Below are 24156 nucleotides of genomic sequence, written 5' to 3'. Positions count from 1 at the left end.
CTGTCGGGCTACACCACCTCGCGGCGGATGCCGACCGGGCGTGCGTGATCATCCATGTGCAGCGTGGCGGCCTTGCAGCTCATCAGGCGTTCGGCCAGGCCGGTGCTGGCACCCAGATCGGCGGCTACTTCGTTGAGGCTGGCCAGTGGCCGCGGCAGGCGGCGCTCGCGGCCACGGAAGCGGGCACGGTTGTACTCGGCCCAACCGATCAGCAGCACGCTGGCGCACAACAGCATCAGCGGCAATGCCACCAGCACGTAGGGATCGAACTGGCTTTGCCGTTCGTACAACTGCTGCCAGGCCAGCTGGCCGCCAACCAACCACGAGAACAGGGTCACCAGGGGCGCCCACAGGTAGAAGTAGAAGCCCCAGAACGCCAGGGTGACGAATCCCCAGGCGGTGCGCTGGAAGCGCGGCTGGCGGTGTGGCTTGCGGATCATCCGTGAGTCGAAGCGGTTGGAGGGGCGTTGCGCGTTCATCGGATCCCCCGGTCAGGGCTGGTCCAGGTGGCGCGCTTGCTGCGACGGCGCAGCAGTGTCTTCGGCAGCGCCACCAGGGTGGTGGAAAGGCTGATCAGCCAGTACGCCATCGGGTACCAGATGACCCAGAAATAGTTGCGTCCAATCTGTGTTTCGTAACGCCGGTCGATGATCAGGCTGCTGGCGAACTGCAGCAGGCAGACCAGCGCCAGGATCACGCCATGCCACTGCGGCAGCAGGCTGGCGATATGCAGCTGCGGCGGCAGCTCGATGAACTTGCCCAGTGCCCACAGCAGCACGATGAACAACATGGTGTAGGCCCAGATCACGCTCAGCACGTACTCCAGCAGCACGCCCCACATGCGCCGCTCTTTCCAGTGCAGCAGCGAGCGCGCGTGGCGCAGCATCACCTCCACGCCGCCCTGGGCCCAGCGCAGGCGCTGCCGCCACAGGCCCTTGAGGGTCTCCGGCATCAGGATGAAGCACAGCGCATTGGGTTCGTAGCGGATGTCCCAGTGCGCGCGCTGCAGGCGCCAGCTGATGTCGATGTCCTCGGTCACCATGTCATCCGACCACCAGCCCACCTGGTGCAGGGCGGTACGGCGGAAGCCGGCGATCACCCCGGAGATGGTGAAGATGCGCCCGTATACGCGCTGCGCGCGCTTGATCATGCCGATGATCGAGGAAAACTCGGCCACCTGCAGGCGCCCGAGCAGGGTGGAGCGGTTGCGGATGCGCGGGTTGCCGGTGACCGCACCGACCCGGTTGCCGCTGACCAGGTGCCAGACCATCCAGTGCAGCGCATGTTCCTCCAGCATTGCATCGCCGTCGATGCACACCAGGTACTCCGAGCGAGCGGCCAGTGCGCCCATGCGCAGCGCATTGGCCTTGCCCAGGTTACGGTCCAGGTGCAATACGCGCAGCCGCGGGTGCCTTGCCGCCAGCACATCCAGCCGCGCGCCGGTGTCATCGCTGCTGCCATCATCGATGGCGATCACTTCGTAGTCGGCGGGGTAACGCTGGGCCAGCGCCGCAGTGAGTGTGTCATCCAGGTTCTCTGCCTCGTTGTGGCAGGGCACCAGCAGGCTCGCGAAGGGCGGATCGACCATCAATGGAGGGTCGTTGCGCGGCCGCGAGTGGCGTTCGCGCCGGTAGTAGTAGTAGAGGCCGCCGGACATCCAGAAGAACGCCATCACCATCGGGTAGTAGAAGGCGAACTGGAACAGGACCTGCAGCAGCGGATGCATGTCCATGTCACTTCTCCGGGTACGGGAAGGTGCCGGCGGACATCGCCGCGCGGGCATCGCGGGTGGAGGGCTGGTCGGCGATGAAATCGTCCGGGTACCAGGCGAAGTGGTGCACGCCCTGCGCCTGCAACTGGCGGATCTGTGCGCGCAGGCGCTCGGCGGGAATCGGTTGCCCGTTGCGCCAATCGACGGTCTGCAGCTCGAACAGGGTGTGCTGCAGCTGCGGGTCATGTGCGCGTACTGCGGCCAGCAGCTGGTCCAGCCAGCGCTCGGGGTGCTGGCTGCCTTCCATCCACGGCATCGCCATCAGCGCGGTCTGGTCATAGGCCTTGTTGAACAGGTCCAGGCGCTGCGCGAACCAGGCCTCGCTCTGCGGGCGGAGCACCGGCTCAGCGTACAGGTTGCGCACGGTGGCCAGTTTCGGGCGCCAGCGTTGCGCGCTGTCGCGCAGCGCCAGGGTGAAGCTGATCAGCGCCTGCGTGCGCGCGCTGCCATCGCCCCCGGCTGCCAGTGTCGGCAGCTCGGTGTCGCGCAGGTAGCCGTCGTCATGGAACAGCAGGCCTTCAAAGTAGGAATTGACCGCCAGGTCCTCGTAGATGTCGAGCATGATCTGGCGGGCCTTCGGGTTGGTGAAGTCCAACCGGTACATGCCATCGGGATCGCCGTTGCGGATCGCCAGCGCCTTGCGCTGCGCCAGGTCGGGCAGCTCGAAGCCAAGCACCGGCAGCCATGCGTAGACCTTCACGCCGGCGCGGGATTTCAGTTGCCAGGCAACGCGGCTGAACAGGTCCGCCCGCATCGGCATGTGACGGTTGGGGAAGTACAGCGCATCGGCAGTGTTGTTGCCGTCCGGATCGGCGAATGCCTGCAGGTAGACGTGCGTCGGCGCGATGCGCTTGACCCGTTCGACCAGCGCATCGAGGTTGCGTGCCTGCTGCGTCGGGTCTGCGTCGTAGACATCATCCAGGTCGATCTGCAGGGCACGGATGCCATCGAGCGCGACATCGCGGCGCAGCTCGTAGGCCAGCCCTTCCACGGTCGGGTTGTCGCTGACCAGGAAGCGCGCCAGACCATGCAGGTCGCTGGCCACCGGCGTGCTGCGGCCCTCCAGATCGAAGGACACCGGCATGCCCAGCTGTTCGGCGATGTCGTTGCTCAACTGGTTGTAGGCGGCGTATGGCCAGACGATGGCGCGCGGGCGCACGCCCAGGTGCTGCTTGATGCGCTGCACGCTGCGCGAGAGATCGGCGCGCAGGCGCTGCTCATACTGCGTTTCAGTCTCGTACCTGTGCGTGGCCGGGCTGTAGATGCGGGTGACCACGGCGGGCGTTGAATTGCCCTGTGGATTGGCGAGCACGCCGTGGTGCAGGTCGTCGGTGTGGCTGGCCACTTCGATCAGGCCGCTGTCGTGCATCTGCTTCAGCTGCGCCCAGGTGACGAAGTCATCGCGGCCGAACGGCCGGTAGCCGTAGTCGATGGTGCGGCCCGGAGCCATGTCCACGTAGTCGGTGATCACCGCCACCAGCGCCGGGTAGCGGTAGGCCTGCAGCAATGGGAAGGCCTTGTCGTAGACGCTGCGCAGGCCGTCATCGAAGGTCAGCAGCACAGGCTTGGGCGGCAGCGTGGCCCGCCCCTGCGAGGCATCGATCACCTGCGACAGCGAGACCGGGTGATAGCCATGCGCGCCCAGCCAGTCCAGGTGTGCGGCAAAGTTCTGCGTGCTCACCGCATAGGTATCGGCATCGCCCTTGGCCGCGACCTGGTCGCGGATGTCGTGGTAGCTGAGGATCAGCAGGCCATTGTCGATCGCATCGAGATGCGCGGCCTGCTGCGCCAAGGCCGGTGGCGTGATGGCCAGCAGCAGGAGCACGATCAGTCGCAGGAAGCAGGCCATGTCAGTCTCCCCAGCGCAGTGCGGCTTCGAAGCCGATATGACGCTCGCGGTGGCCGTCGTAGACCGGCCGCGACCAGCGCACGCCGTACTCGAACACGCGGCCCGGGCCCAGCTGCCATTCGTGCATGTACGACACCGACGGCACCAGCGCACTGCCGAAGCCGTCCTGCCAGTAGTCGCCCAGCGAGACCGTCAGCCGGTGGCGGAAGTGGCGTTCGTAGTGCCGCCACAGCTGCTGGTCGATGCGCAGCCCGATCTCGACCATGCGGTCGCGCTTCGGGTTGAAGTAGGGCGCATCGTCGCGGCTGCCACGACTGGTGTAGGCACTGGCGAGGCCATCGATCAGCCAGCGCGGGCGGGTCAGCAGGCGCTGTTCAAGGCGGGTGCTGAACAGTTCGCGGTGGTTGCCATCGTCATAGCGGAAGCGGCTGGCGCCGAACGTCCAGTGGGTGAGCTCGCTGCGCCGGTAGTCCACCTGTGCGCTCATGCTGTCGGCGGTGATGCCGGCCGCGCGCGCCTGCATCGAGGCTTCTGGATCATTGCGCGCGGCCACCAGGCCGGCGTGCCAGTAATCGTTGAACTGCCAGCCGACGCCGGCCCGCAGGCCGGTATCGCCGATGTGGTCGTTGGCGCGCAGGACGGCCGCTTCCGCATCCAGCTGCCCGAAGCGGTAGCGCACGCCCGCACCCAGCCACAGGGGATCGATGCGCTGGTCCTGGAAATCGGTCGAGCGCCGGTCGGCCAGGGCGAACAACCGCCAGCGGTCATCAAGGATCGGTGTCTCCACTTCCACACCGTAGTGGCGATCGTTGTTGCCCAGTGGCGAGGTGCCACCGCCACCGGAGCTGCGGCCGATGTCGGTCCATGCCTTCAGCTGCCAGCCGCGATGCGCACGCCAGGCCTGGTCCATGCGTTCGACGGCCGGTTGGGTGGGATAGCGTGCGACCAGGTCATCGTGCAGCGGCCGCGCCAGGTCGTCGCGCTGCAGGGCGACGTAGGCCTCTTCCATGCCCAGCCGCGGTTCGATGTCACGCGGGTCCAGCGCGTGTGCCATCTGCTGTCGCTGCAGTGCCCTGCGTGGCCAGCCGCGCATCATGTAGACGCTGCCCAGCGCACTCTGCAGGCCTCCGTTGCCGGCTGCGATGTCCACCATCGACTCCAGATCGTGCTGCGCAGTGACCAGGTCGCCGCTGTAAGCGCGCACCATTGCCAGGTTGAGATCGGCCTCGTAGCGTGACCAGTTCACGTACGGTGATTTGCCATTGCTCCAGCGCCACGCCGGCTCCTTGTCGCGCCATGCCTGCAGCAGGTCGATCGCCTTTTCCTGCTGCTCGCTTTCCAGGTAGGCGTAGGCCAGTTCCGAATGCGAGGCGTCGCGCGCCGGATCGCCAGCGACGGCCGCCTGCAGTACCGGAATGGCTTCTTCCGGGTGCAGGGTGCCCATCAACGAATCGCCCACGGCAGGCAGCACGTAGTCGGGCAGGGTGTGGCCTTCGGCCTGCAGGGCTCGTGCTTCCTCACGCACCTGTACATGGCGGCCCAGCCGGTTGAGCAGGATCAGCCGGTCCATGCGGATGCGCAGTGGCGCCTGCGAGGGTGGGGTGCCTTCGCCGCCAACGTAGCGCTGCATGCGCGCCAGGGTCGACTCGGCTTCTTCCAGGCGGCTGTCCTCGCTGCTGCTGTAGGCCAGGCTCCAGACCACGAGTTTGGCCAGGTAGTCGCCTTCCAGGCGCTGCTTCTGGGCGTCGTCGAACAGCTGCGGCCGCTGCTGGTACAGCTCCCAGGCGCGCCAGGCATTGCCGATGTCGCCCAGGGTCAGCACGCGCAGCTTGAACAGCAGATCGTCGTTGGGCTGCTGCTGGCTGGCGCGCTCGATTGCGCCGAGCGCATCCAGCCAACGGGCCTGGTCGCGGTAGCGGCCGATCTCGGCCAGGGCCGCGTCGCGGTCGGTCGGAGCCGCGCCGCTGGCCCAGGCCAGAGCGGTGCATGCGAGGCCGACGCAGAGCGCCAGCCGGCGGTGGACGACCATTGGGGACCCCCTTGGCTTCCGAACCAGACAACCTGTGAAAATGTGACGCAAATCACATGCCAGTATTTGGCGTGGCCGTGGCCTGCGTCACTCCCTTCGTGCATTCCCGCCCATTGAAGACGGATACAACCCGGACAGCGACCTGCAATGTCTTGTCTGAAACGAGAGTCCCCCGCACACCGAGTGGTGGCCTGGGCGGCGCCGCCGCCCCCATGCCCGATGCCGGCACGCGGCAAGGAAGGGCATTCGTGGGCACTATCCGCCCGCAATTGTCAGTCCGGCGTCAAGATTGCCCGGTGTCTGACGAGCGGTAGGCGGGGCCGTCTGGCGGCCCCGGCCGGGCTACCAGAGATCTTCCAGCTTGCGGGGCTTGCAGGCGACCCACGAAGCGCACAGCATCAGGGTGGCGCAGCCGAACAGGAAGCTGAACGGGAGCGTCCAGCCATTGCTGACGGTATGCAGCCAGCCGACCAGGAACGGGCCCAGGCAGCTGAAGCTGTAGCCCACGCCCTGCATGAAGCCCGACAGCGCGGCCGAGCCGGCCGGGGTGCGGGTGCGCAGGTTGATCAGGGTCAGCGCCAGCGGGAAGGTGGACGGGCCGACGCCGAGCAGGCAGGCCCACAGCAGGGGCGCCTTCATCGGCGCCAGCAGCAGCCCGGTGAAGGCGATCACGAACGAGAAGAAGCCGATCAGCACCAGCGGGAACGGGTTCTGCATGCGTACCGCCATCGACGGAATGACCAGTGACGGCAGCAGGCCCAGTGCCGAGAACACGGCCACCATCACGCCGCCGAACGCGGGCGTGCCACCGGCCTCGACCACGATGCGCGGCAGCCAGGTGAACATCGAATAGGTCATCAGCGAGGTCATGCCGAACATCAGCGTCATGCTCCAGCCCAGCGACGTGCGCCAGACCTTTCCGTGCGGCTGCGCGGTGGGATCGGCGGCGTCGGCCAGCGGCTTCGGTGCGCGCCTGGCCAGCAGCAGCCACGGCAGCGCGGCGGCCAGTGCAAGCAGCGCCCACATGCCCAGCGACACGCGCCAGCCTGCAGCGTTGGCCATCGGTACTGCCAGTAGCGCCGGCAGCATCGTGCCCAGCTGCAGCACGCTGATGTAGAGCGTGCTCATGGTGCCGACCTTGTTGGCGAAGTAACGCTTCACCAGCGGCGGCACCACCACGTTGCCGATGCCCATGCCGGCCAGCGCGATTACCGAGCCCAGCAGCAGCGTGCCGACGTTGCCGGCGCTGGAGCGCAGCAGCAGGCCGGCCATCGCCATCGCCATCGCCAGCAGTGTGGTGCGTTCCAGGCCCAGGCGCCGCGCCAGTGCCGGCGTGGCCACGCCGAACAGCGCGAACGAGGCGGTCGGCAGCATGCCCAGCACGCCGGTCATGGTGGTGCCGAAGCCGAACTGCTGGCCGAGCACGTCCAGCAGCGGGGTGATCGAGGTGACCGCAGTGCGCAGGTTGACTGCTGCCAGCAGGATCGCGGCAAACGCGAGGACGCGACCGTGCAGCAGCGACGGCGAATCGGAAGTGGAGGAACTCATCGATGGTCCTTGCAGGTGTCGCACGCCGCAGCAACGGCATGCAGCGCCGGCATCGGTCTACGCCGAAGCGGCAGGTGGGGGTGGGGGCTGCAGGTGGGCCGGCAGCGCGGCCATTGTACGTGTGCGCTCCGGCAAGGTCCCGTCATGCGGGCGGCCTGGCGCGGGGTACAAAAAAACCCGGAGGACAGTGATGTCTTCCAGGCTTCTTGGTGACCACCGAAGTGGTCGGGGAGACAGGATTCGAACCTGCGACCTCTACGTCCCGAACGTAGCGCTCTACCAGACTGAGCTACACCCCGAAGGGAGCCGCCTATTCTAGCGATTCACCCCGATGGCGGCAAGGGGTGAATGCTGTTTTCTTCACACCGCCGAAGCAGTGCCACCTCAGGGAACAAAAAAGCCTGGATGACTTCACCAGGCTTCAATGCGACCACGTGAGTGGTCGGGGAGACAGGATTCGAACCTGCGACCTCTACGTCCCGAACGTAGCGCTCTACCAGACTGAGCTACACCCCGAAGGAGCCGCCTAAGATACCGTGTGAAGGCCAGGGCGGCAAGGCTTTTTTACAGCTCAGCGACGATTTCCGTTCTCGATGCGGTTCTGCTCGCGGGCTTCGAACCACATGCCGTTGAGGATGGCCACCGTCGAGGCGAGGCCGGCACCGAGAATCCAGGCGAAGTACCACATAGTCAATCTCCATTGTTCAAGGGTGTGCCGACCGTCGGCCGGCACACCGGCAATCAGTAGGCGTTCGGGTTGTTGCCCATCTCTTCGGTGGTGGTCTTGCCCTTCAGCACACGGTACACCCAGGTGGTGTAGGCGAGGATGATCGGCAGGAACACCGCCGTGGCCAGCAGCATGATCCACAGGGTCAGGTGGCTGGACGAGGCATCCCACACGGTCAGGCTGGAGGTGGGCTGGCTCGAGGACGGCAGCAGGAACGGGAAGATGGCGAAGCCGACGGTCAGGATGATGCCGGCGATAGCCGCACCGGAGGCGATGAAGGCCAGGCCACCACGACGGGCACGCAGCAGCACCGCACTGGCCAGCAGGCCCGCCAGGCCGAGCAGCGGGGCCAGGATCGTGGCCGGCATCGCGCTGTAGTTGCGCATCCAGCCACCGGCGGCGCCGAGTTCGGCGGTCTTCAGCAGCGGATTGGTGGCGCCATCGGTAACCACCTGCGAGGTGATCTGGTAACCCGGCAGGCCGAAGGCCACCCAGGCGCCACCCACTGCGAACAGCACGAAGGCGATGATTGCCGCGATGCTGCCGAAGCGGGCAGCACGCTCGGCCACCGGGCCGTCGGTCTTGATCACCAGCATGGCCGCACCGTGGGCGACCAGCATCGACACGCTGAGCAGGCCGGCCAGCAGCGCGAAGGGCATCAGCAGGCCGAAGAACGAGCCGGTGTAGAAGATGCGCATGCTGTCATCGAAATGGAACGGAACGCCCAACAACACGTTGCCCACGGCCACGCCCATGATCAGTGCGGGAATGAAGCCACCGATGAACAGCGCCCAGTCCCAGGTGTTGCGCCAGCGTTCGCTGGGCATCTTGCTGCGGAACTTGAAGCCGACCGGACGCAGGATCAGGGCGAACAGGATCACGAACATCGCCAGGTAGAAGCCAGAGAAGCTGACCGCATACAGCGGCGGCCAGGCGGCAAAGATTGCGCCACCGCCCAGGATCAGCCACACCTGGTTGCCTTCCCAGACCGGGCCGATGGTGTTGATCACCCGGCGGCGTTCGGCATCAGTGCGGGCGACGAAGGGCAGCAGGGTGCCCACGCCCAGGTCGAAACCATCCATCACGGCGAAACCGATCAGCAGGATGCCGAGCAGCAGCCACCAGATCACGCGCAGCGTGGTGTAGTCCAGAAGAATGAAATCCATCTTGGTTCTCCTGCCTCAGGCCTGGCCGGCGGCGGGCGCCGAGGCATTGTGGGAAGCATGCGGCTGGGGCGACTGCAGCGAAGGCAGCAACTCGTCCGGACCCTTGCGGATCGCCTTGAGCATCAGCTTGATCTCGACCACGATCAGCGCGGTGTAGATCGCGGTGAAGCCGGCCAGGGTCAGCACGATTTCATGCAGGGCCAGGCCCGATGCCGCATAGAAGGTCGGCAGCACGCCATCGACCGCCCACGGCTGGCGACCATACTCGGCCACGAACCAGCCGCACTCGATCGCGATCCACGGTGCCGGCAGCGTCCACAGGGCCAGCTTGAGGAACCAGCGCTTGTCCTGGAAGTTGTTGCGGCACGAGTAGTAGAAGGCCAGCGCGAAGAAGGCGATCAGGTAGAAGCCCAGGCCGGCCATCACGCGGAAGGTCCAGAACAGCGGCATCACGCGCGGCACGGTATCCATCGCCGCCTGCGAGATCTCCTGCGGGGTGGCGTTGAGGATGTCATCGCGGTAGCGCTTGAGCAGCAGGCCGTGGCCCAGGTCCTGCCAGTGGCGGTCGAACATCTCGCGTGCTTCCACGTCGTTCTTGTTCGCACGCAGGCGTTCCAGCGCGCCGTAGGCGAGCTGGCCGCCGCGCACGCGGTGTTCGGCGCGCTCGACCAGTTCCAGGATGCCTGGAATCGGCTGGTTCAACGAACGGGTGGCGATCAGGCCCATCAGGTAGGGGATCTTCACCGCATAGTCGTTCTGGTGGGTGTCCTGGTTCGGGATGCCGAAGGCGGTGAAGTCGGCCGGCGCACGCTCGGTCTCCCACATCGCTTCGATCGCGGCCAGCTTCATCTTCTGGTGTTCACTGGCGGCGTAACCGCTCTCGTCACCCAGCACCACCACCGACAGCGATGACAGCAGGCCGAACGCTGCGGCCACCGCGAACGAACGACGGGCCAGGTCCTTGTGCTTGTTGCGCAGCAGGAACAGGGCACTGATCGCCATCACGAACACCGCACCGGTCACATAACCGGCGCTGACGGTGTGCACGAACTTGGCCTGCGCCACCGGGTTGAACACCACCGCCATGAAGTCGACCACTTCCATGCGCATGGTTTCCGGGTTGAACACCGCACCGGTCGGGTTCTGCATCCAGCCGTTGGCGACCAGGATCCAGATCGCCGACAGGTTGGTACCCAGCGCCATCAGCCAGGTCACCATCAGGTGCTTGACCTTGGTCAGGCGGTTCCAGCCGAAGAAGAACAGGCCGACGAAGGTGGCTTCCAGGAAGAAGGCCATCAGGCCTTCGATGGCCAGCGGCGCACCGAAGATGTCACCGACGTAGTGGCTGTAGTAGGACCAGTTCATGCCGAACTGGAATTCCATGACGATGCCGGTGGCGACGCCCATGGCGAAGTTGATGCCGAACAGGACGCCCCAGAACAGGGTCATCCTGCGCCAGATCTCCTTGCCGGTCATCACGTACACGCTCTCCATGATGGCCACCATGAAGGACAGGCCGAGGGTGAGCGGTACGAATAGGAAGTGGTACATCGCGGTCAGCGCGAATTGCAGCCGCGACAGTTCTACGACTGTCTGATCAATCATGGCCTGGCTACCTCGTTGGATAGTGCCGTTGCAGGTGGCGGGAAGGGTGGTCTACGACGTGAATGATGTGACCGACTACTTCAAACAGCCTTGATCCAGATCAATGTATGAACAGGTGCCCCGGTCGATCGTATGCCAACCTGATGAAGACTGCGACTGCTGGCCGCAGAGGCCGGCCATTGCCTGCGCCTACAATGCCGTGTCTCCCCCGTTGCCCGTGAAGACCCCTTGAGCGCTGCCGAAACCTCCTCCGTCGCCCTGTCCCAGGACGCCGAAACGACCCGCCAGCGGCGCGCCCGCAGCGCGTGGCTGGCCGATCTGGCGCGGCCTGCTCGAGGCCGCCAGCGGCTGGCGGCACTGTGCATCAGCCTGTCCGGTGCCCTGTTGATCGGCCAGGCGGCCGCCATCGCCTGGCTGGTGCAGCAGGTGCTGGTAGAGCGCGCGCCGCTGGCCTCGGGGTTGCCGGTGCTGGGCGGTCTGGCGGCGATCCTGGTGGCGCGCACGCTGCTGGGCAGCGCCACCCAGGCCGCCGCCGGTGATGTGGCCGATGCCGCGCGGTTGGCCCTGCGTGAACGCGTGTTCGGACGCCTGCTTGGCCTGGGGCCGCTGTGGCTGCGCCAGCGCCGCACCGGCGAACTGGGCGAACTGATGCTGCATCACGCTGATGCGATCGAGAGCTATTACAGCGGTTTCCTGCCGGTACGCACCGAAGTAGTGGTGGTGCCGCTGCTGATCCTGGCCGCCGTAGCCTGGGTCGACTGGGTGGTGGCGCTGATCCTGCTGTTCACTGCACCGTTGGTACCGTTCTTCATGATGCTGGTGGGCTGGGGGGCCGAAGCGGCCGGCCGCGCGCAGCTGGGTGAGCTGGCGCGGATGAGCGGCCATTTCGCCGACCGCATCAAGGGCCTGGGCCTGCTGCGCCTGTATGGCCGCGGCGAGGCTGAGCTGGAGGGGATCGAGGCGGCTGCCGAAGGCGTGCGCGTGCGCACCCTGAAGGTTCTGCGCATCGCTTTCCTGTCGTCCACGGTGCTGGAGTTCTTCGCCTCGGTCAGCGTGGCGATGGTCGCCCTGTACCTCGGGCTGAGCTATCTGGGCATGATGTCGCTGCATGCAACGGTACCGACGCTGGGGGCGGGCCTGTTCTGCCTGCTGCTGGCGCCGGAATTCTATGCGCCGTTGCGACGGCTGGCCGCCCACTACCACGACCGTGCCAATGCGCTGGCTGCCGCTGCCGAGGTGGAGCGCCTGCTGCAGTCGCTGCCCGATGAGCAGGGCCTGATCGAGAACGAAGCTGCGCCGCTGGCGGTGGAGCCGGCCGAGGCCGCGCTGCCACCGCTGCGGGCACAGGGTCTGGTGCTGCGTCCGCTGGGCGCGCCGCACGATGTGCTGCAGGATCTGGACGTGCTGCTGGAACCGGGCCAGCGCCTGGCCCTGGTCGGTCCCAGCGGGTCCGGCAAGAGTACGTTGCTGGAGGCGCTGGCCGGTTGGCTGCCGCCGCGAGCCGGCAAGCTGCAGGTGCGTCCCGGCGTGCAGGTGGCCTATGCCAGCCAGCGTCCGTACCTGTTCCACGGCAGCATCGCCGACAACCTGCGCCTGGCCGATCCCGGCGCCAGCGATGCGCGCCTGCGCGCGGTGGCCGAGGCGTCGCAGGTACTGCAGTTTGCGCAGCGCCTGCCGCAGGGGCTGGATACGGTGATCGGCGAACGTGGCTTCGGCCTGTCCGGTGGTGAGGCGCGTCGCATCGGCCTGGCCCGTCTCCTGCTGCGTGATCCGCAGGTGCTGCTGCTGGACGAACCCACCGCGTTCCTGGATGCCGATACCGAAGCGGCATTGCTGCGCAGCCTGGCCGCATATGCACGTGGCCGCAGCGTGGTGGTCGCCACCCACAGCCCGGCGGTGATCGCCTGGGCCGATCGTTGCCTGCTGCTGCCGGAAGGCCGCCTGGTAGAACCGGCACAGGCGGTGCGCGCATGAGCCGTTCACCTGATTCGCTGCGCGCGGTGTTCCTGCGTCATCGTCCACGCCTGTTGCTGACGATCCTGTTGTTGTGGACCACGATGCTGGCCGGCACTGCATTGCTGGGCCTGTCCGGTGGTTTCCTCACCGCGGCCGCGCTGGCCGGTGCCGCAGGCCTGGGGCAGGGATTCAATTTCTTCTCGCCGTCTGCGGGTATCCGTGGCTTGACCATGGCGCGCATCGTGTCGCGCTACTTCGAAAAGCTGGTGGGCCACGATGCCACCCTGCGCATCGCCCGCGATCTGCGCGTCTGGTTCTTCCGCCGCGCGCTGCCACTGGCGCCGGCACGGCTGGGGGCTACGCGTACCGGCGAGTTGCTGGCGCGACTGCTGGGCGACATCGGCGAAGTGGATGGCCTGCTGGTACGTGCGATCGGGCCGCTGGTGGCGCTGGGTGCGCTGTCGGTGGTGGCGGTTGCATCGGCGGCGCTGATCCTGCCGTCGGCGGCAGTCCTGCTGGCGGTGCTGGCGCTGCTGATCGCCTTCGGTGTGCCGTGGCTGGGCGTGCGTGGCCACGATGATGAAGAAGCCGACCGCGCCGCACATCGCGCCGCATTGCGCACCGCGGCCTTTGAGGGGTTGGAGGGGGCGGGAGATCTGGCCGCGCTGCATGCCGATGCCGCGTGGCAGCTGAAGGTGCGCGTGGCAGCCAAGCAGTTGGCCTCGCGTGACCGCCGCCGTCGCTGGCGCCTGATCGCGGCCTCGACCCTGCACGGCCTGGTGGCCGGGCTGGGCCTGGTGGCGATGCTGGCGTTGGCCCTGCACGCCGCCGAACAGCAGCGCATCGCGCCGGAGATGGCGGCGGGCCTCGTGTTCCTGACCGTGGCGTTGATCGAACTGTGGGCCGGCATGGGCCTGGCCTGGCAGTCGCTGCAGTCCGGGCGCATTGCCGCAGATCGCCTGCAGGCGATCGTCGAGCAACCGCCGACGGTGGACGATCCGCAAGTGCCACAGCCGGTGCCGCAAGCCGCGCGCGTGCATTGGGACGATGTGCATTTCCAGTGGCCGGGCGCGGCGCGGCCGGTGCTGTCCGGCCTCCAGCTGACCCTGGCGCCAAGCGAACGCATCGCCATCCGCGGCGACAGCGGCAGTGGCAAGACCACGCTGTCCAGCCTGCTGCTGCGGCTGTGGGATCCGCAGCAGGGGCGAATCACCTATGGTGGCCGCGATCTGCGCGACGTCGCCCAGGCTGAGTGGCACCAGCAACTGGCGTGGCTGCCACAGAACGCACCGGTGTTTGCCGGCAGCGTGGCAGAAAACCTGCGGCTGGGCGATCCCGATGCCAGCGACGCCGCCTTGTGGGCGGTCCTCCGTCGCGTGCGCCTGGGCGACTGGGCCGAGCGCAACGGTGGCCTGCAGGCCTGGGTGGGCGAGAACGGCGCGACGATGTCGGCCGGCCAAGCGCGACGGCTGGCGCTGGCGCGGGCGCTGCTGCGCAACGCGCCGATCCTGCTGCTGGACGAACCAACCGAAGGGTTGGACGTGGATACCGCACGTGCGCTGCTGCACGATCTCTCCGGGTTGCTGGACGGGCGCAGCCTGTTGATGATCACCCACGACGACCTGCCCGAAGGCGTGGTCGATGCGCAGTACCGGTTGCGTGATGGGGTGTTGATTCGCGAATCGTGACGATGGTCCGGTAGTGCCGGCCGCTGGCCGGCAATTGAAGCGTCTGAGGTTGCCGGCCAGCGGCCGGCACTACCGATGGCGAGGGTTATCGCGAAAATTCGCGCAGCAGTACCGCGATCGAGGCCACGTTGGCCAGCACGCACAGCCAGAACACCCATTGGAACGCGGCCTTGCGGTGCTTGTGGCGGAACATCGCCTGGCCCAGCAGCGCGCCGGGCCAACCACCGGCAAAGGCCAGCAGCTGGAGGGTGCGCTCGGGAATCCGCCACTGCTTTCGCTGCGCCGCGCGCTTGTCATGGCCATAGAGCCCGAACGACACCGCGCTGGCCAGCACGCACCAGCCGCCCAGCCACAGCGGCAGCACGCCGCTGATCATCAGCGCGATCAACGCGCCGAAGGCAGCCAGCGCGAGATTACGCCGCCACGCCACTTACAGCGCGTCGAGGAAGCCGCGCACGGCCGGGCCGAAACGCTCGAAATCGACGAGGAAGGCGTCGTGGCCCTGCGGCGATTCCAGGCCGATGAAGTGCGCATCGGCACCGCCGGCGCGCAGGCCATCGGCAATCTGTTGCTGCTGCTGCACGGGGAACAGGATGTCGGTGTTGGCGCCGATCGCCAGCGCCTTCTCCACACGGATCTTCGCAAGCCCGGCCAGCACGTTGCCGTCGGCATACTCGGCCAGGTCGAACCAGTCCATCGAGCGGCTCAGGTACAGGTAGCAGTTGGGATCGAAGAAACGCACGAAGCGCCGTGCGTGGCCTTCCAGATAGCTTTCCACCTGGAATTCCAGGCCGAACGGATCGTCGTCGGTCTGGTCCGAATCCAGCCGCACGCGGCCGAAGCGGCCATCCCACTCCAGCGCCGAGCGGTAGGTGATCACGCCCAGCTTGCGCGCCATGCGCATGCCGGACTCGGGGTACTCGGCATCGTCGTAGTGGCCGCCATTCCAGCGCGGGTCAAGGCGGATTGCCTCGCGCTGCAGCGAGCGGATCGCGATCGAGAACGGCAACGCCTGCGCGCTGCCGGAAATGTTGACGTGGCTGCGCGCGATGCCCGGATGCAGCATCAGGATGGCAAGGGCCGTCATGCCGCCCATCGAGTTGCCGACCACGCAGGCCAGCCGCTCGATACCGAGTGCACGCACGACGTCGACGGCGGCGCGGGCACCGTCTTCGATCGACAGCTCGGGGAAGTCCAGGCGGTAGGGCTCACCGTTGGCCGGGTTGAGCGAAGCGGGGCCGGTCGAGCCCTTGCAGCTGCCCAGCGAATTCACGCATACCACGAACCAGCGGTTGGTATCGATCGGCTTGCCGGGGCCAACCATCGCTTCCCACCAGCCCGATGCCGGGTTGGCCTCGTTGGCCGCTGCATGCGCGTCTGGGGACAGGCCGGTCACGATCAGGATCGCATTGCTGGCATCGGCCGCCAGCGTTCCCCAGGTCTCGTAGGCCACGCGCGCGCCGTGCAGGGCGCCACCGCGCTTGAACGGGAACGGCGAAGGCAGGGCGTGGAAGCGGGTGCCGGGCGGGATGAATTCGGTCATGCACGCATTCTAGCGGGGTGGCATGTGGAGCTGGCGACACGCTGGATTCCAGCAGCGGGTGGACGCGGACCGGACCGTCGTATCCACGCATGGCGTGGATCTGCTGTAGAGCCGAGCCGATGCTCGGCTGGCGGGCGCCGGCAACCCAATCGCAGCCGAGCGTGGGCTCGGCTCTACAAGTCAGGGAAACCGCAGTTCCACCACGCCTTCATGCGGCAGGCTTACCTTCACTGGAACGCTCTGCAGGTCGCCCTCGCTGCGATTGGCGCTACCAGTACGCGAGATGCGTGCCAGCACTTCCACTTCGCGATGGGCCGACAGCGGTGCAGTTGGCATCGGACTGTCACCGTCGCCGAGCCCGACCGTGTCCGGGAATCCGCTCAGCGGCAGCTTGCGAGCGGCCACCGGCATCGGCGGGCCGCCGACGGCACGGGCCAGCACGAACACCTGGGTGCTGGCGGGCCACTCGGCGTTGTTCAGTGCCGGCAGCTGCACGCGCACCTGCAGCAGCGCCGGTGGCGCCGCAACGCCAGCATCGGGCGCATGGCCGGCGGCCTCGCGGGCAATCGCGATCTGCGCCTGCAGCGCCTGCGCGGCACCCGGTTCCAGTCGCGGCAGCAGGCCGCTCCACACGTCCGCAGCCTCGGCATTCCTTCCACGTTGCCGCAGGGCGATGCCCAGCAGCCAGCTGGCGCGCTCGGCGTCGGGGGCCTGTGTACGTGCCTGCTGCAACCAGGTCATCGCGGTGTCATCGAACTGCTTGCCGGCATCAGCCTGCGCGCGCGCCTGCGCGGCTTCCACCAGCACGCCCGGATCATCCGGTGCCAATTCGGCGGCCTTCGCGAAGGCGTCTGCCGCAGCTGAGGCATTGCCCAGTTCGGCCTGCGAACGCCCGAGCAATGCCCAGCCATCGGCACGCTGAGGGTCGCGCTTCAGTGCATCCTGCAGGGCCTGCACGCCATCGCGCAGGGTGGCCACCGACGGCGTCGGCTGTACCTGTGCTGCACGCGGATCACCGACCAGCAGGTACAGGCAGGCACCGGCCACGCCCAGTGCGAACACGCCGACCACGAAACCGCGACGACCGTGGTGGCGCAGCGGCCACAGCACCAGTGCTGCCATCAGCGCTGCAACCAGGCCGGCCAGCACCGGCAGCCAATGGTTCACCATTCGTCTCCTTCATCGGCCTTGCCGGCCGGCGCCGCGCCGACGGTGCGTCCACGTCGGCGGACGATGCCCAGCACCACCAGTGCACCGGCGCCGAGCACCAGCAGGGGGCCACCCCACAGCAGCCAGGTGCCCGGCTGCAACGGTGGTTGATAGAGCACGAACTCACCGTAGCGGGCGACCAGGAACTGCTTGATCTGTGCGTCGTCGTGGCCCTGCTGCATCAGCTGCAGCACCTCGCGACGCAGGTCCTGCGCGATCTGTGCGTTCGAATCGGCCAGCGACTGGTTCTGGCACTGCACGCAGCGCAGTTGTGCGGCCAGGTCATGGAAGCGGCGCTCCTCGGCATCGTCGCGGAACTGCAGCGGCTGTGGATCGTGCAGCGGCTGCTGGGCCAGCACGGCCAGCGGCAGCATCAGGAGCAGCAGCGCCAGCAGCCAGCGCATCGGCTCAGGGCGCCGTATGCAGGGTGTTGCCGGCACTGCCCTGGGCCTTCTCGATCTTCTCCAGTGCCGGGATCAGCTTCTCATCGATCACGCGCTGGGTCATCGCGCCACTGTACTTCCAGCGCACGATGCCGCTGCCATCAACCAGGAAGGTTTCTGGCGCAGCGGTCACGCCCCAGTCGATCGCGGTGCGGCCCTCGACGTCGCTAAGCACCACCATGAACGGGTTGCCCAGCTGCTCCAGCCAGTGCAGCGCGTCGGTCGGATCATCCTTCCAGTTGTAGCCGATCACGCGCACGCGCTTGCTCTCGGCAAAGCGGGTCAGTACCGGGTGTTCTTCGCGGCAGGCCGCGCACCAGCTGCCCCAGACGTTCAGCAGATAGGGCGCGCCGCGCAGCTCGTCGCTGTGTACGATCATTTCCGGGTCATGCAGCACCGGCAGCGCGAACGCCGGCGCCGGCTTGTCGATCAGCGCCGACGGCAGCACGTCGCGCTGCGGGTCGCCCGATTTCATCACCCCGTAGATCATCAGCCCGAGCAGGCCGAAGAAGAACAGCACGCCGATCACGATGGCTACCGGCGGCAGCGGGCGGGAGGGGCGCGGGGCGGGGGACTCGGACATGGGAACTCCTACGGACGACGGAAACGGCGGTCGGCGGCGGTGATGAATCCGCCCAGGGCCATCAGCAGCGCGCCGAGCCAGATCCAGCGCACGAACGGCTTGATGTGCACCCGGACCGCCCATGCATTGTTGCCCAGCGGCTCGCCCAATGCCACGTAGACATCACCGTCGAAGCGTGCATCGATGCCGGCCTCGGTCATCACCTGGCCGCCACTGGCGTACTGGCGCTTCTCGGGATGCAGCAGGGCCTGCTCGCGGCCGTTGCGGAACACCCGCAGGTGGCCCCGATCAGCGATGAAATTCGGCCCTTCGCGATGGTCCACGCCTTCGAAGCGGACTTCGTAGCGACCGACCACCAGCTGCTGCCCCGGTGCCAGCGCCACTTCGCGCTGCACGTTCAGCGCTTCGACCAGCAGGGCGCCGGCCAGGAACACGGCGATGCCGGCGTGGGCGACGATCATGCCGAGCATTTCGGCGGTGAAGCGGCCGTTGCCGCGCAGGCGCTGCCAGACGAAGCGTGCGGTGCCGAGTGCGACCCAGGCCGCAGCGGCGACGCCGATGCCGGCCTTCCAGCCATTCTGCGGTGCCTGCCACCAGACCAGCGCGCCCAGCAATACCGCCAGGCCCAGCCAGGGTGCCAGCAGCGCGAAGGCGCGCGAGGGCTGGTCACGCTGCCATTTCACCAGCGGGCCGAACGGCAGCAACAGGATCATCGGTGCCATCAGCAGCAGGAACAGGCTGCCGAAGTAGGGCGGACCGACCGAGATCTTGCCCAGCGACAGCGCATCGGCCAGCAGCGGGTACAGCGTGCCGAGCAACACCATCGCGCAGGCGGTGGCCAGCAGCAGGTTGTTCGCCAGCAGCAGGGTCTCGCGCGAGGTGGCGGTGAAGCCACGGCGCGGATCATCGGCATCCACGTTCAGCTGGCTGGCACGCAGCGCATACAGCAGCAGGCTGCCGCCCACCAGTACCGACAGGAACACCAGGATGAACAGGCCGCGCGAGGGATCGGCAGCGAACGAATGCACGCTGGTCAGCACGCCCGAGCGCACCAGGAAGGTGCCCAGCAACGACAGCGCGAAGGCGGCGATCGCCAGCAGCAGGGTCCAGCTGCCGAAGGTGCCGCGCTTTTCGGTGACGGCCTGTGAATGGATCAGTGCCGCACCGACCAGCCACGGCATGAAGCTGGCATTTTCCACCGGGTCCCAGAACCACCAGCCGCCCCAACCCAGCTCGTAGTAGGCCCACCAGCTGCCCAGTGCGATGCCCAGGGTCAAAAAGCCCCAGGCGACGTTGGTCCACGGCCGCGTCCAGCGCAGCCAGCGCGCATCCACGCGACCTTCCAGCAGCGCCGCTACCGCGAATGCGAAGGGCACCGCGAAGCCTACGTAGCCCAGGTACAGCATCGGTGGATGGATGATCAGCCCCGGATCCTGCAGCAGCGGATTGAGGTCGCGGCCTTCCAGCGGTGCCGGGTTCAGGCGCAGGAACGGATTGGAGGTGAAGATCAGGAAGGCGAGGAAGCCGACGCTGACAATGCCCATCACCGCCAGTACGCGCGCCTGCACCGGTGCCGGCAGGTGCCGCGAGAACAGCGCCACCGCGCCGGTCCACAATGCCAGCACCAGCGCCCACATCAGCAGCGAGCCCTCGTGCGCGCCCCACACCGCCGAATAGCGGTAGATCAGCGGCAGCAGCGAATTGGAGTTCTCGGCCACATAGCGCACCGAGAAATCCTGCTGCACGAACGCGGTGGTCAGCACCGCGAAGGCGCCGGCCAACAGCAGCAACTGCGCGAAGGCGGCAGGCCGCGCCACTGCCATCCATGCCGCGTTGTTGCGATGCGCACCGGCCAGCGGCAGGCCGGCCTGCAGCAGCGAGGCCAGCAACGCACACAACAGCAGGATCTGACCCAGTTCGGGCAGCACTCAGCGCACCTCGGGGGCCGTCACCGGCACGTCGTGCTTGCGATGGGCATCGCCCATCTTGTCGGCCACTTCCTTCGGCACGTACTTCTCATCGTGCTTGGCCAGCACTTCGTCGGCGACGAAGACGCCGTCCTGCAGGCGGCCACTGGCGACCACCGCGGTGCCTTCGGCGAACATGTCCGGCAGGATCCGCGAGGTGGTCACCGCCAGCTGTGCATCGCCGTCGGTCACGTCGAAGCGCGCCTCCAGCGAGCCGACCGGGCGGTTGAAGGAGCCCTTTACCACCATGCCGCCCAAGCGGAAACGCGACTGTGCATCGACATCGCCGCGCAGCACTTCCGAAGGGGTGTACAGGTAGGCGATGTTGCGTTCCAGCGCCATCGCCACCAGCGCGGTGGCCAGGCCGGAGGCGAGCAGGGCCAGCAGCACCCACACCAGGCGGCGACGCTGCACCGGGGTCATCGTTCCAGCTCCGTCGACAGCGGCGTCGCAGCGTCCTGCCTGCCAGCGCGGGTCTGCTGCCGCTGCTGGCGGGCCAGTGCCAGCCGGCGCGCCACGCGCAGGCGCAGCCACGAACCGAGGGCATCGGCGCTGAGCACCAGCACGAATACGGCGTAGGCGCCGATCACATAGGGCAGGTGTGTCATGGCTGGGCCTCCCGGGTGGCGCGCGCGGCATCGACACGGCCGCCGACCCAGGCCTTGCCGGCCTCGCGGTCGAGATTGTCGGCGCGGGCCTTGGCCAGCACCGAACCGGCGAACCAGAACTTGGTGCCGATCACCATCCACCACAGCGGCGCGATCATCGCGCTGCTGATCGCCGATTCACCGAACACGTTGATCGACTGGCGCTGGTGCAGGCCGCCCCACCAGTCCACCGAATAGCGGATCACCGGCAGCAGGCTGACACCTACAATGGCCAGCAGGCCAGCGGCGCGCGCGGCGCTGCGGCGGTCTTCGATGGCGTGGTACAGGCCGATCACGCCCAGGTACAGGAACAGCAGTACCAGTTCGCTGGTCATGCGCGGGTCCCAGTCCCACCAGGTGCCCCAGGTGCCCTTGCCCCAGATGCTGCCGGTCAGCAGGGTGATGAGGGTGAAGCCGGCGCCCATCGGCGCGCAGGCCATGGCCAGGATCTCGCAGACCTTGATCCGCCAGATCAGCGCGATCGCGGCATACAGCGCCATCAGCGCGAACACGAACAGGCTCATCCAGGCACTGGGGACGTGGATGTAGAGGATGCGGAAGCTGTCCAGCTGCTTGGCTTCCGGCGGCACCACCAGCAGCGCCTGCCACATGCCGACCAGCAGCACCGGCACTGCGGCGAGGTAGAACACCCGCGACCAGCGGGCAGCGAAACGGTCGAACGTGGGAGGCGAACCGAGTTGGTGGAACCAGCGGACAATCGGATTCATGCGTGGCGGCTATCCAGCAGGGGTGGATTGGCTCTCAGCTCGGTCAACTCAGAGAAATACGTATTGCAGCGGCGGTGGCCAGCGGCGCCAGCACCAGCGCGACCAGCAGGCCGGCGCCCAGCATCAGCAGCGCACCGACCGGATCCTGCCCGCGCCCGGCTGCCGCCAGGCTGCCTGCGCCGAACACCAGCACCGGCACGTACAGCGGCAACGACAGCAACGCCACGAGAATACCAGAGCGCCGGATGCCAACGGTCAGTGCAGCGACCACGCCACCGATCAGGCTCAGCAACGGCGTTCCCAGCAGCAACGATGCCAGCAACATCGGCAGCTGGTCATGCGGCAGATGCAGCATTTCGGCCAGCAGCGGGCTGACCACGATCAGCGGCAGTGCCGTGGTGGCCCAGTGCAGCAGCACGCGCACCAGTACCAGCCAGGCCAGCGGCACCGGCGCCAGCAGCCACTGTTCCAGCGAGCCATCTTCGGCGTCGGAACGGAACAGCGAATCCAGCGACAGCTGTCCCGCCAGCAGCACGGCCAGCCACAGCACCGCGCCGGCGGTGGCGGCCAGCAGTTGTGGCTCACGACCCTGGGCCAGCGCGAACAGCACCACTACCAGCACCGCGAACAGCAGCGGTTGCAGCGCGTCGCCGCGGCGGCGCCAGAGCAGGCGCAGGTCGCGCTTGAGCAGGGCGTCCGCGGTCTGCCACAGGCCCGGTTCGGTGCCCGGCGCGATCATGCGGCACCGCCGAGGTCGAGCTGGCGGGTGCGCACCGGCGGTGCGGCATAGGCGCCGTGGGTGGTGACCAGCGCAGCGCCACCGGCGCGCAGGTGCGCCGAAATCATCCGGTTGACCAGAGTGATGCCCTCCAGGTCGAGGTTGGCGTAGGGTTCGTCGAGCAGCCACAGTGGCGCCGGCGACAGCCAGATGCGCGCCAGTGCCAGCCGCCGCTTCTGCCCGGCCGACAGGTGGCGTACCAGAGTGTCCTCGTAACCGGCCAGGCCGACGATGGCCAGCGCGTTGCCGGGCATCTGCCGCGCACGGCGGCCGTGCAGGCCGCACAGGAAGTGCAGGTTCTCCAGCGTGTCGAGGTCCGGCTTCAGCGCCGGCAGGTGGCTGAGATAGGCGACATAGCGCGCACGCTCGGCGTTGCTGGCCGGCTTGCCGTCGATCCGCACCTGGCCGGCCCCGGGCCGGGCCAGGCCGGCCAGCACGCGCAGCAGGGTGGTCTTGCCGGCGCCATTGCCACCCTGCACCAGCAGGGCTTCGCCGGCGTCCACATGGAAGTCCAGCGGGCCGAACACCGGCTCGTCATTGCGGGAGAAGCTCAGGCCGCTGGCGGCCAGCAATGCAGGGGTGTCCAAGGGGCAGGGATCTTCATGCCGGAGTGCGGTGGCAATTGTAGCGGTGAATTCACAGGGTAGTGCCGGCCGCTGGCCGGCAATTTCGCCATCTGCCAGCCGAGGTTGCCGGCCAGCGGCCGGCACTACCGACGCGCGGATTGCGTAAACTCGGAGGCCTTGTTCCCCACAGTCCAGGCCGATGCAACCCACCACCAAGCTGCCCAAGGTCGGTACCACGATCTTCACCGTGATGTCCCAGCTCGCCGCCGAACACGGCGCGGTCAACCTGGGCCAGGGTTTCCCGGACTTTTCCGCGCCGCAGCGCCTGATCGATGAGACGGCCAAGGCGATGGCCGCCGGGCTGAACCAGTACCCGCCGATGACCGGCGTGGCGCCGCTGCGCCAGGCCATCGCACAGAAGGCGCTGGACTGCTACGGCGCGCAGGTGGATGCGGACAGCGAGATCACCGTCACCAGTGGCGGTACCGAGGCCATCTTCAACGCCATCCACGCCGTGGTGCGTGCCGGCGAAGAAGTGATCGTGCTCGACCCGGCCTATGACTGCTATGAACCGGCGATCGATCTGGCCGGTGCCAAGGCCGTGCATGTGTCGCTGGATCCGCAGACCTTCGCCGTCGACTGGGACCGCGTGCGTGCGGCGATCACCCCGCGCACACGCATGCTGATCGTCAACACCCCGCACAACCCGTCCGGCGCGATGCTGTCGGCGCAGGACATGCAGGCGCTGGCCGAGCTGCTGCGCGGCACGCAGATCTACCTGATCTCCGATGAGGTGTATGAGCACATCATCTATGACGGCCGCCGCCATGAATCGGCGCTGCGCTACCCGGAACTGCGCGAGCGCGCGTTCGTGATCTCCAGCTTCGGCAAGACCTACCACTGCACCGGCTGGAAGATCGGCTATGCGATCGCCCCGCCGGCGCTGACCGCCGAGTTCCGCAAGGTGCACCAGTACAACACCTTCACCAGCTTCGGCCCGGCGCAGTACGGTTTCGCCGCGATGATCCGCGATGAGCCGGAACACCACCTGGAACTGGGCGCGTTCTACCAGGCCAAGCGCGACCGTTTCCGCGAGCAGCTGGCCAGCACCCGCCTGAAGGCGCTGCCGGTGCCGGGCGGCTACTTCCAGCTGGTCGACTACTCGGCCATCAGTGACCTGCCGGACCATGAGTTCGTGAAGTGGCTGACCATCGAGAAGGGCGTGACCGCCATCCCGCTGTCGCCGTTCTACGAGACTCCTCCGGCCGGCCAGCGCCTGGTGCGCCTGTGCTTCGCCAAGAACGAAGCGACCATGGACGCGGCGATCGAACGCCTGCGCCTGCTGTGAGCGGA

General features: G+C 67.5%; 22 protein-coding genes and 2 tRNA genes. 3 read left to right on the top strand and 21 right to left on the bottom strand.

Annotated elements, in window-relative coordinates:
* Positions 1-8: 8 nt before the first annotated feature.
* The 10 genes from pgaD to ACUDTM_RS06095 all read right to left on the bottom strand — a co-directional run bounded on the left by pgaD (position 9) and on the right by ACUDTM_RS06095 (position 10695).
* Positions 9-479: a poly-beta-1,6-N-acetyl-D-glucosamine biosynthesis protein PgaD gene (gene pgaD, locus ACUDTM_RS06140; RefSeq protein WP_072168388.1), complete on the bottom strand. Its 471-nt coding sequence runs from the start codon at positions 477-479 to the stop codon at positions 9-11.
* Positions 476-1732 (bottom strand): poly-beta-1,6-N-acetyl-D-glucosamine synthase, encoded by a 1257-nt coding sequence (gene pgaC / locus ACUDTM_RS06135; RefSeq protein WP_061478032.1) that lies wholly within the window; start codon positions 1730-1732, stop codon positions 476-478. Before pgaC ends, pgaD begins: the two co-directional genes overlap by 4 nt.
* A gap of 1 nt (position 1733) precedes the next feature.
* Positions 1734-3620: a poly-beta-1,6-N-acetyl-D-glucosamine N-deacetylase PgaB gene (pgaB, locus tag ACUDTM_RS06130; protein ID WP_072168387.1), complete on the bottom strand. Its 1887-nt coding sequence runs from the start codon at positions 3618-3620 to the stop codon at positions 1734-1736.
* Position 3621: 1 nt separating this feature from the next.
* Positions 3622-5649 carry a poly-beta-1,6 N-acetyl-D-glucosamine export porin PgaA gene (gene pgaA, locus ACUDTM_RS06125; RefSeq protein WP_111007918.1) on the bottom strand — a complete coding sequence of 676 codons (2028 nt, stop codon included), beginning with the start codon at positions 5647-5649 and terminating at the stop codon, positions 3622-3624.
* 342 nt (positions 5650-5991) lie between these two features.
* The gene (locus tag ACUDTM_RS06120; protein WP_072168385.1) at positions 5992-7197 is read right to left on the bottom strand and encodes a CynX/NimT family MFS transporter; all 1206 of its coding nucleotides are present in this window, start codon (positions 7195-7197) and stop codon (positions 5992-5994) included.
* A gap of 222 nt (positions 7198-7419) precedes the next feature.
* A tRNA-Pro gene (locus ACUDTM_RS06115) sits at positions 7420-7496 on the bottom strand.
* A gap of 140 nt (positions 7497-7636) precedes the next feature.
* Positions 7637-7713, bottom strand: a tRNA-Pro gene (locus ACUDTM_RS06110).
* Positions 7714-7768: 55 nt separating this feature from the next.
* Positions 7769-7885, bottom strand: coding sequence for a cytochrome bd-I oxidase subunit CydX (cydX, locus tag ACUDTM_RS06105; RefSeq protein ID WP_072168384.1), 117 nt, complete (start codon positions 7883-7885; stop codon positions 7769-7771).
* Between the two features lie 53 nt (positions 7886-7938).
* The gene (gene cydB, locus ACUDTM_RS06100) at positions 7939-9090 is read right to left on the bottom strand and encodes a cytochrome d ubiquinol oxidase subunit II (RefSeq protein WP_053501030.1); all 1152 of its coding nucleotides are present in this window, start codon (positions 9088-9090) and stop codon (positions 7939-7941) included.
* Positions 9091-9105: 15 nt separating this feature from the next.
* A complete protein-coding gene (locus ACUDTM_RS06095; RefSeq protein WP_053501033.1) occupies positions 9106-10695 on the bottom strand; it encodes a cytochrome ubiquinol oxidase subunit I in 1590 nt (529 codons plus the stop codon).
* Positions 10696-10923: 228 nt separating this feature from the next.
* On the opposite strand from ACUDTM_RS06095, the gene cydD reads away from it, so the two are divergent.
* Entirely contained in the window at positions 10924-12669 is a 1746-nt protein-coding gene (gene cydD / locus ACUDTM_RS06090) for a thiol reductant ABC exporter subunit CydD (RefSeq protein WP_088497654.1), read from the top strand.
* The gene (gene cydC, locus ACUDTM_RS06085) at positions 12666-14339 is read left to right on the top strand and encodes a thiol reductant ABC exporter subunit CydC (RefSeq protein ID WP_252745301.1); all 1674 of its coding nucleotides are present in this window, start codon (positions 12666-12668) and stop codon (positions 14337-14339) included. The genes cydD and cydC overlap by 4 nt, the downstream gene beginning before the upstream one ends.
* 85 nt (positions 14340-14424) lie before the next feature.
* On the opposite strand, the gene ACUDTM_RS06080 is transcribed toward cydC, so the two are convergent.
* From ACUDTM_RS06080 to ccmA, 11 genes are all read right to left on the bottom strand, one after another.
* Positions 14425-14769 (bottom strand): DUF1294 domain-containing protein, encoded by a 345-nt coding sequence (locus ACUDTM_RS06080; RefSeq protein WP_061478025.1) that lies wholly within the window; start codon positions 14767-14769, stop codon positions 14425-14427.
* Entirely contained in the window at positions 14770-15882 is a 1113-nt protein-coding gene (metX, locus tag ACUDTM_RS06075; RefSeq protein WP_088496661.1) for a homoserine O-acetyltransferase MetX, read from the bottom strand.
* A gap of 180 nt (positions 15883-16062) precedes the next feature.
* Entirely contained in the window at positions 16063-17052 is a 990-nt protein-coding gene (locus ACUDTM_RS06070) for a tetratricopeptide repeat protein (RefSeq protein ID WP_180890825.1), read from the bottom strand.
* Entirely contained in the window at positions 17046-17495 is a 450-nt protein-coding gene (locus ACUDTM_RS06065) for a cytochrome c-type biogenesis protein (RefSeq protein ID WP_072168379.1), read from the bottom strand. The genes ACUDTM_RS06070 and ACUDTM_RS06065 overlap by 7 nt, the downstream gene beginning before the upstream one ends.
* 4 nt (positions 17496-17499) lie before the next feature.
* Positions 17500-18117, bottom strand: coding sequence for a DsbE family thiol:disulfide interchange protein (locus ACUDTM_RS06060; protein ID WP_072168378.1), 618 nt, complete (start codon positions 18115-18117; stop codon positions 17500-17502).
* Positions 18118-18125: 8 nt separating this feature from the next.
* Positions 18126-20045, bottom strand: a complete 1920-nt coding sequence (locus tag ACUDTM_RS06055) for a heme lyase CcmF/NrfE family subunit (protein ID WP_334272285.1) — start codon at positions 20043-20045, stop codon at positions 18126-18128.
* Positions 20046-20507 carry a cytochrome c maturation protein CcmE gene (gene ccmE, locus ACUDTM_RS06050; RefSeq protein WP_061478019.1) on the bottom strand — a complete coding sequence of 154 codons (462 nt, stop codon included), beginning with the start codon at positions 20505-20507 and terminating at the stop codon, positions 20046-20048.
* Positions 20504-20692 (bottom strand): heme exporter protein CcmD, encoded by a 189-nt coding sequence (locus ACUDTM_RS06045; RefSeq protein WP_061478018.1) that lies wholly within the window; start codon positions 20690-20692, stop codon positions 20504-20506. The genes ccmE and ACUDTM_RS06045 overlap by 4 nt, the downstream gene beginning before the upstream one ends.
* The gene (gene ccmC, locus ACUDTM_RS06040; protein ID WP_061478017.1) at positions 20689-21459 is read right to left on the bottom strand and encodes a heme ABC transporter permease CcmC; all 771 of its coding nucleotides are present in this window, start codon (positions 21457-21459) and stop codon (positions 20689-20691) included. Before ccmC ends, ACUDTM_RS06045 begins: the two co-directional genes overlap by 4 nt.
* A gap of 43 nt (positions 21460-21502) precedes the next feature.
* The gene (ccmB, locus tag ACUDTM_RS06035; RefSeq protein WP_329847438.1) at positions 21503-22198 is read right to left on the bottom strand and encodes a heme exporter protein CcmB; all 696 of its coding nucleotides are present in this window, start codon (positions 22196-22198) and stop codon (positions 21503-21505) included.
* Entirely contained in the window at positions 22195-22824 is a 630-nt protein-coding gene (gene ccmA, locus ACUDTM_RS06030) for a heme ABC exporter ATP-binding protein CcmA (RefSeq protein WP_252744466.1), read from the bottom strand. The genes ccmB and ccmA overlap by 4 nt, the downstream gene beginning before the upstream one ends.
* Before the next feature lie 178 nt (positions 22825-23002).
* On the opposite strand from ccmA, the gene ACUDTM_RS06025 reads away from it, so the two are divergent.
* Complete coding sequence (locus tag ACUDTM_RS06025) at positions 23003-24151, top strand: pyridoxal phosphate-dependent aminotransferase (protein WP_072168376.1); 1149 nt, start codon at positions 23003-23005, stop codon at positions 24149-24151.
* The last annotated feature ends 5 nt before the right edge of the window (positions 24152-24156 follow it).

The organism is Stenotrophomonas maltophilia group sp. vghtpe118, assembly GCF_052605195.1.
Note: the sequence above shows the minus strand (reverse complement) of the source record. Positions and strands in the feature narration are given on the sequence as shown.

Bases quoted from the DNA above. Each gene is read 5' to 3' on its own strand.
- ACUDTM_RS06060 (WP_072168378.1), bottom strand. From the start codon at position 18,117: ATGTCCGAGTCCCCCGCCCCGCGCCCCTCCCGCCCGCTGCCGCCGGTA.
- pgaC (WP_061478032.1), bottom strand. From the start codon at position 1,732: ATGGACATGCATCCGCTGCTGCAGGTCCTGTTCCAGTTCGCCTTCTAC.
- ACUDTM_RS06045 (WP_061478018.1), bottom strand. From the start codon at position 20,692: ATGACACACCTGCCCTATGTGATCGGCGCCTACGCCGTATTCGTGCTG.
- ACUDTM_RS06095 (WP_053501033.1), bottom strand. From the start codon at position 10,695: ATGATTGATCAGACAGTCGTAGAACTGTCGCGGCTGCAATTCGCGCTG.
- pgaA (WP_111007918.1), bottom strand. From the start codon at position 5,649: ATGGTCGTCCACCGCCGGCTGGCGCTCTGCGTCGGCCTCGCATGCACC.
- ACUDTM_RS06065 (WP_072168379.1), bottom strand. From the start codon at position 17,495: ATGCGCTGGCTGCTGGCGCTGCTGCTCCTGATGCTGCCGCTGGCCGTG.
- ccmB (WP_329847438.1), bottom strand. From the start codon at position 22,198: ATGATCGCGCCGGGCACCGAACCGGGCCTGTGGCAGACCGCGGACGCC.
- pgaD (WP_072168388.1), bottom strand. From the start codon at position 479: ATGAACGCGCAACGCCCCTCCAACCGCTTCGACTCACGGATGATCCGC.
- cydB (WP_053501030.1), bottom strand. From the start codon at position 9,090: ATGGATTTCATTCTTCTGGACTACACCACGCTGCGCGTGATCTGGTGG.
- cydC (WP_252745301.1), top strand. From the start codon at position 12,666: ATGAGCCGTTCACCTGATTCGCTGCGCGCGGTGTTCCTGCGTCATCGT.
- ccmE (WP_061478019.1), bottom strand. From the start codon at position 20,507: ATGACCCCGGTGCAGCGTCGCCGCCTGGTGTGGGTGCTGCTGGCCCTG.
- ACUDTM_RS06120 (WP_072168385.1), bottom strand. From the start codon at position 7,197: ATGAGTTCCTCCACTTCCGATTCGCCGTCGCTGCTGCACGGTCGCGTC.
- cydX (WP_072168384.1), bottom strand. From the start codon at position 7,885: ATGTGGTACTTCGCCTGGATTCTCGGTGCCGGCCTCGCCTCGACGGTG.
- metX (WP_088496661.1), bottom strand. From the start codon at position 15,882: ATGACCGAATTCATCCCGCCCGGCACCCGCTTCCACGCCCTGCCTTCG.
- pgaB (WP_072168387.1), bottom strand. From the start codon at position 3,620: ATGGCCTGCTTCCTGCGACTGATCGTGCTCCTGCTGCTGGCCATCACG.
- ccmC (WP_061478017.1), bottom strand. From the start codon at position 21,459: ATGAATCCGATTGTCCGCTGGTTCCACCAACTCGGTTCGCCTCCCACG.
- ACUDTM_RS06070 (WP_180890825.1), bottom strand. From the start codon at position 17,052: ATGGTGAACCATTGGCTGCCGGTGCTGGCCGGCCTGGTTGCAGCGCTG.
- ACUDTM_RS06025 (WP_072168376.1), top strand. From the start codon at position 23,003: ATGCAACCCACCACCAAGCTGCCCAAGGTCGGTACCACGATCTTCACC.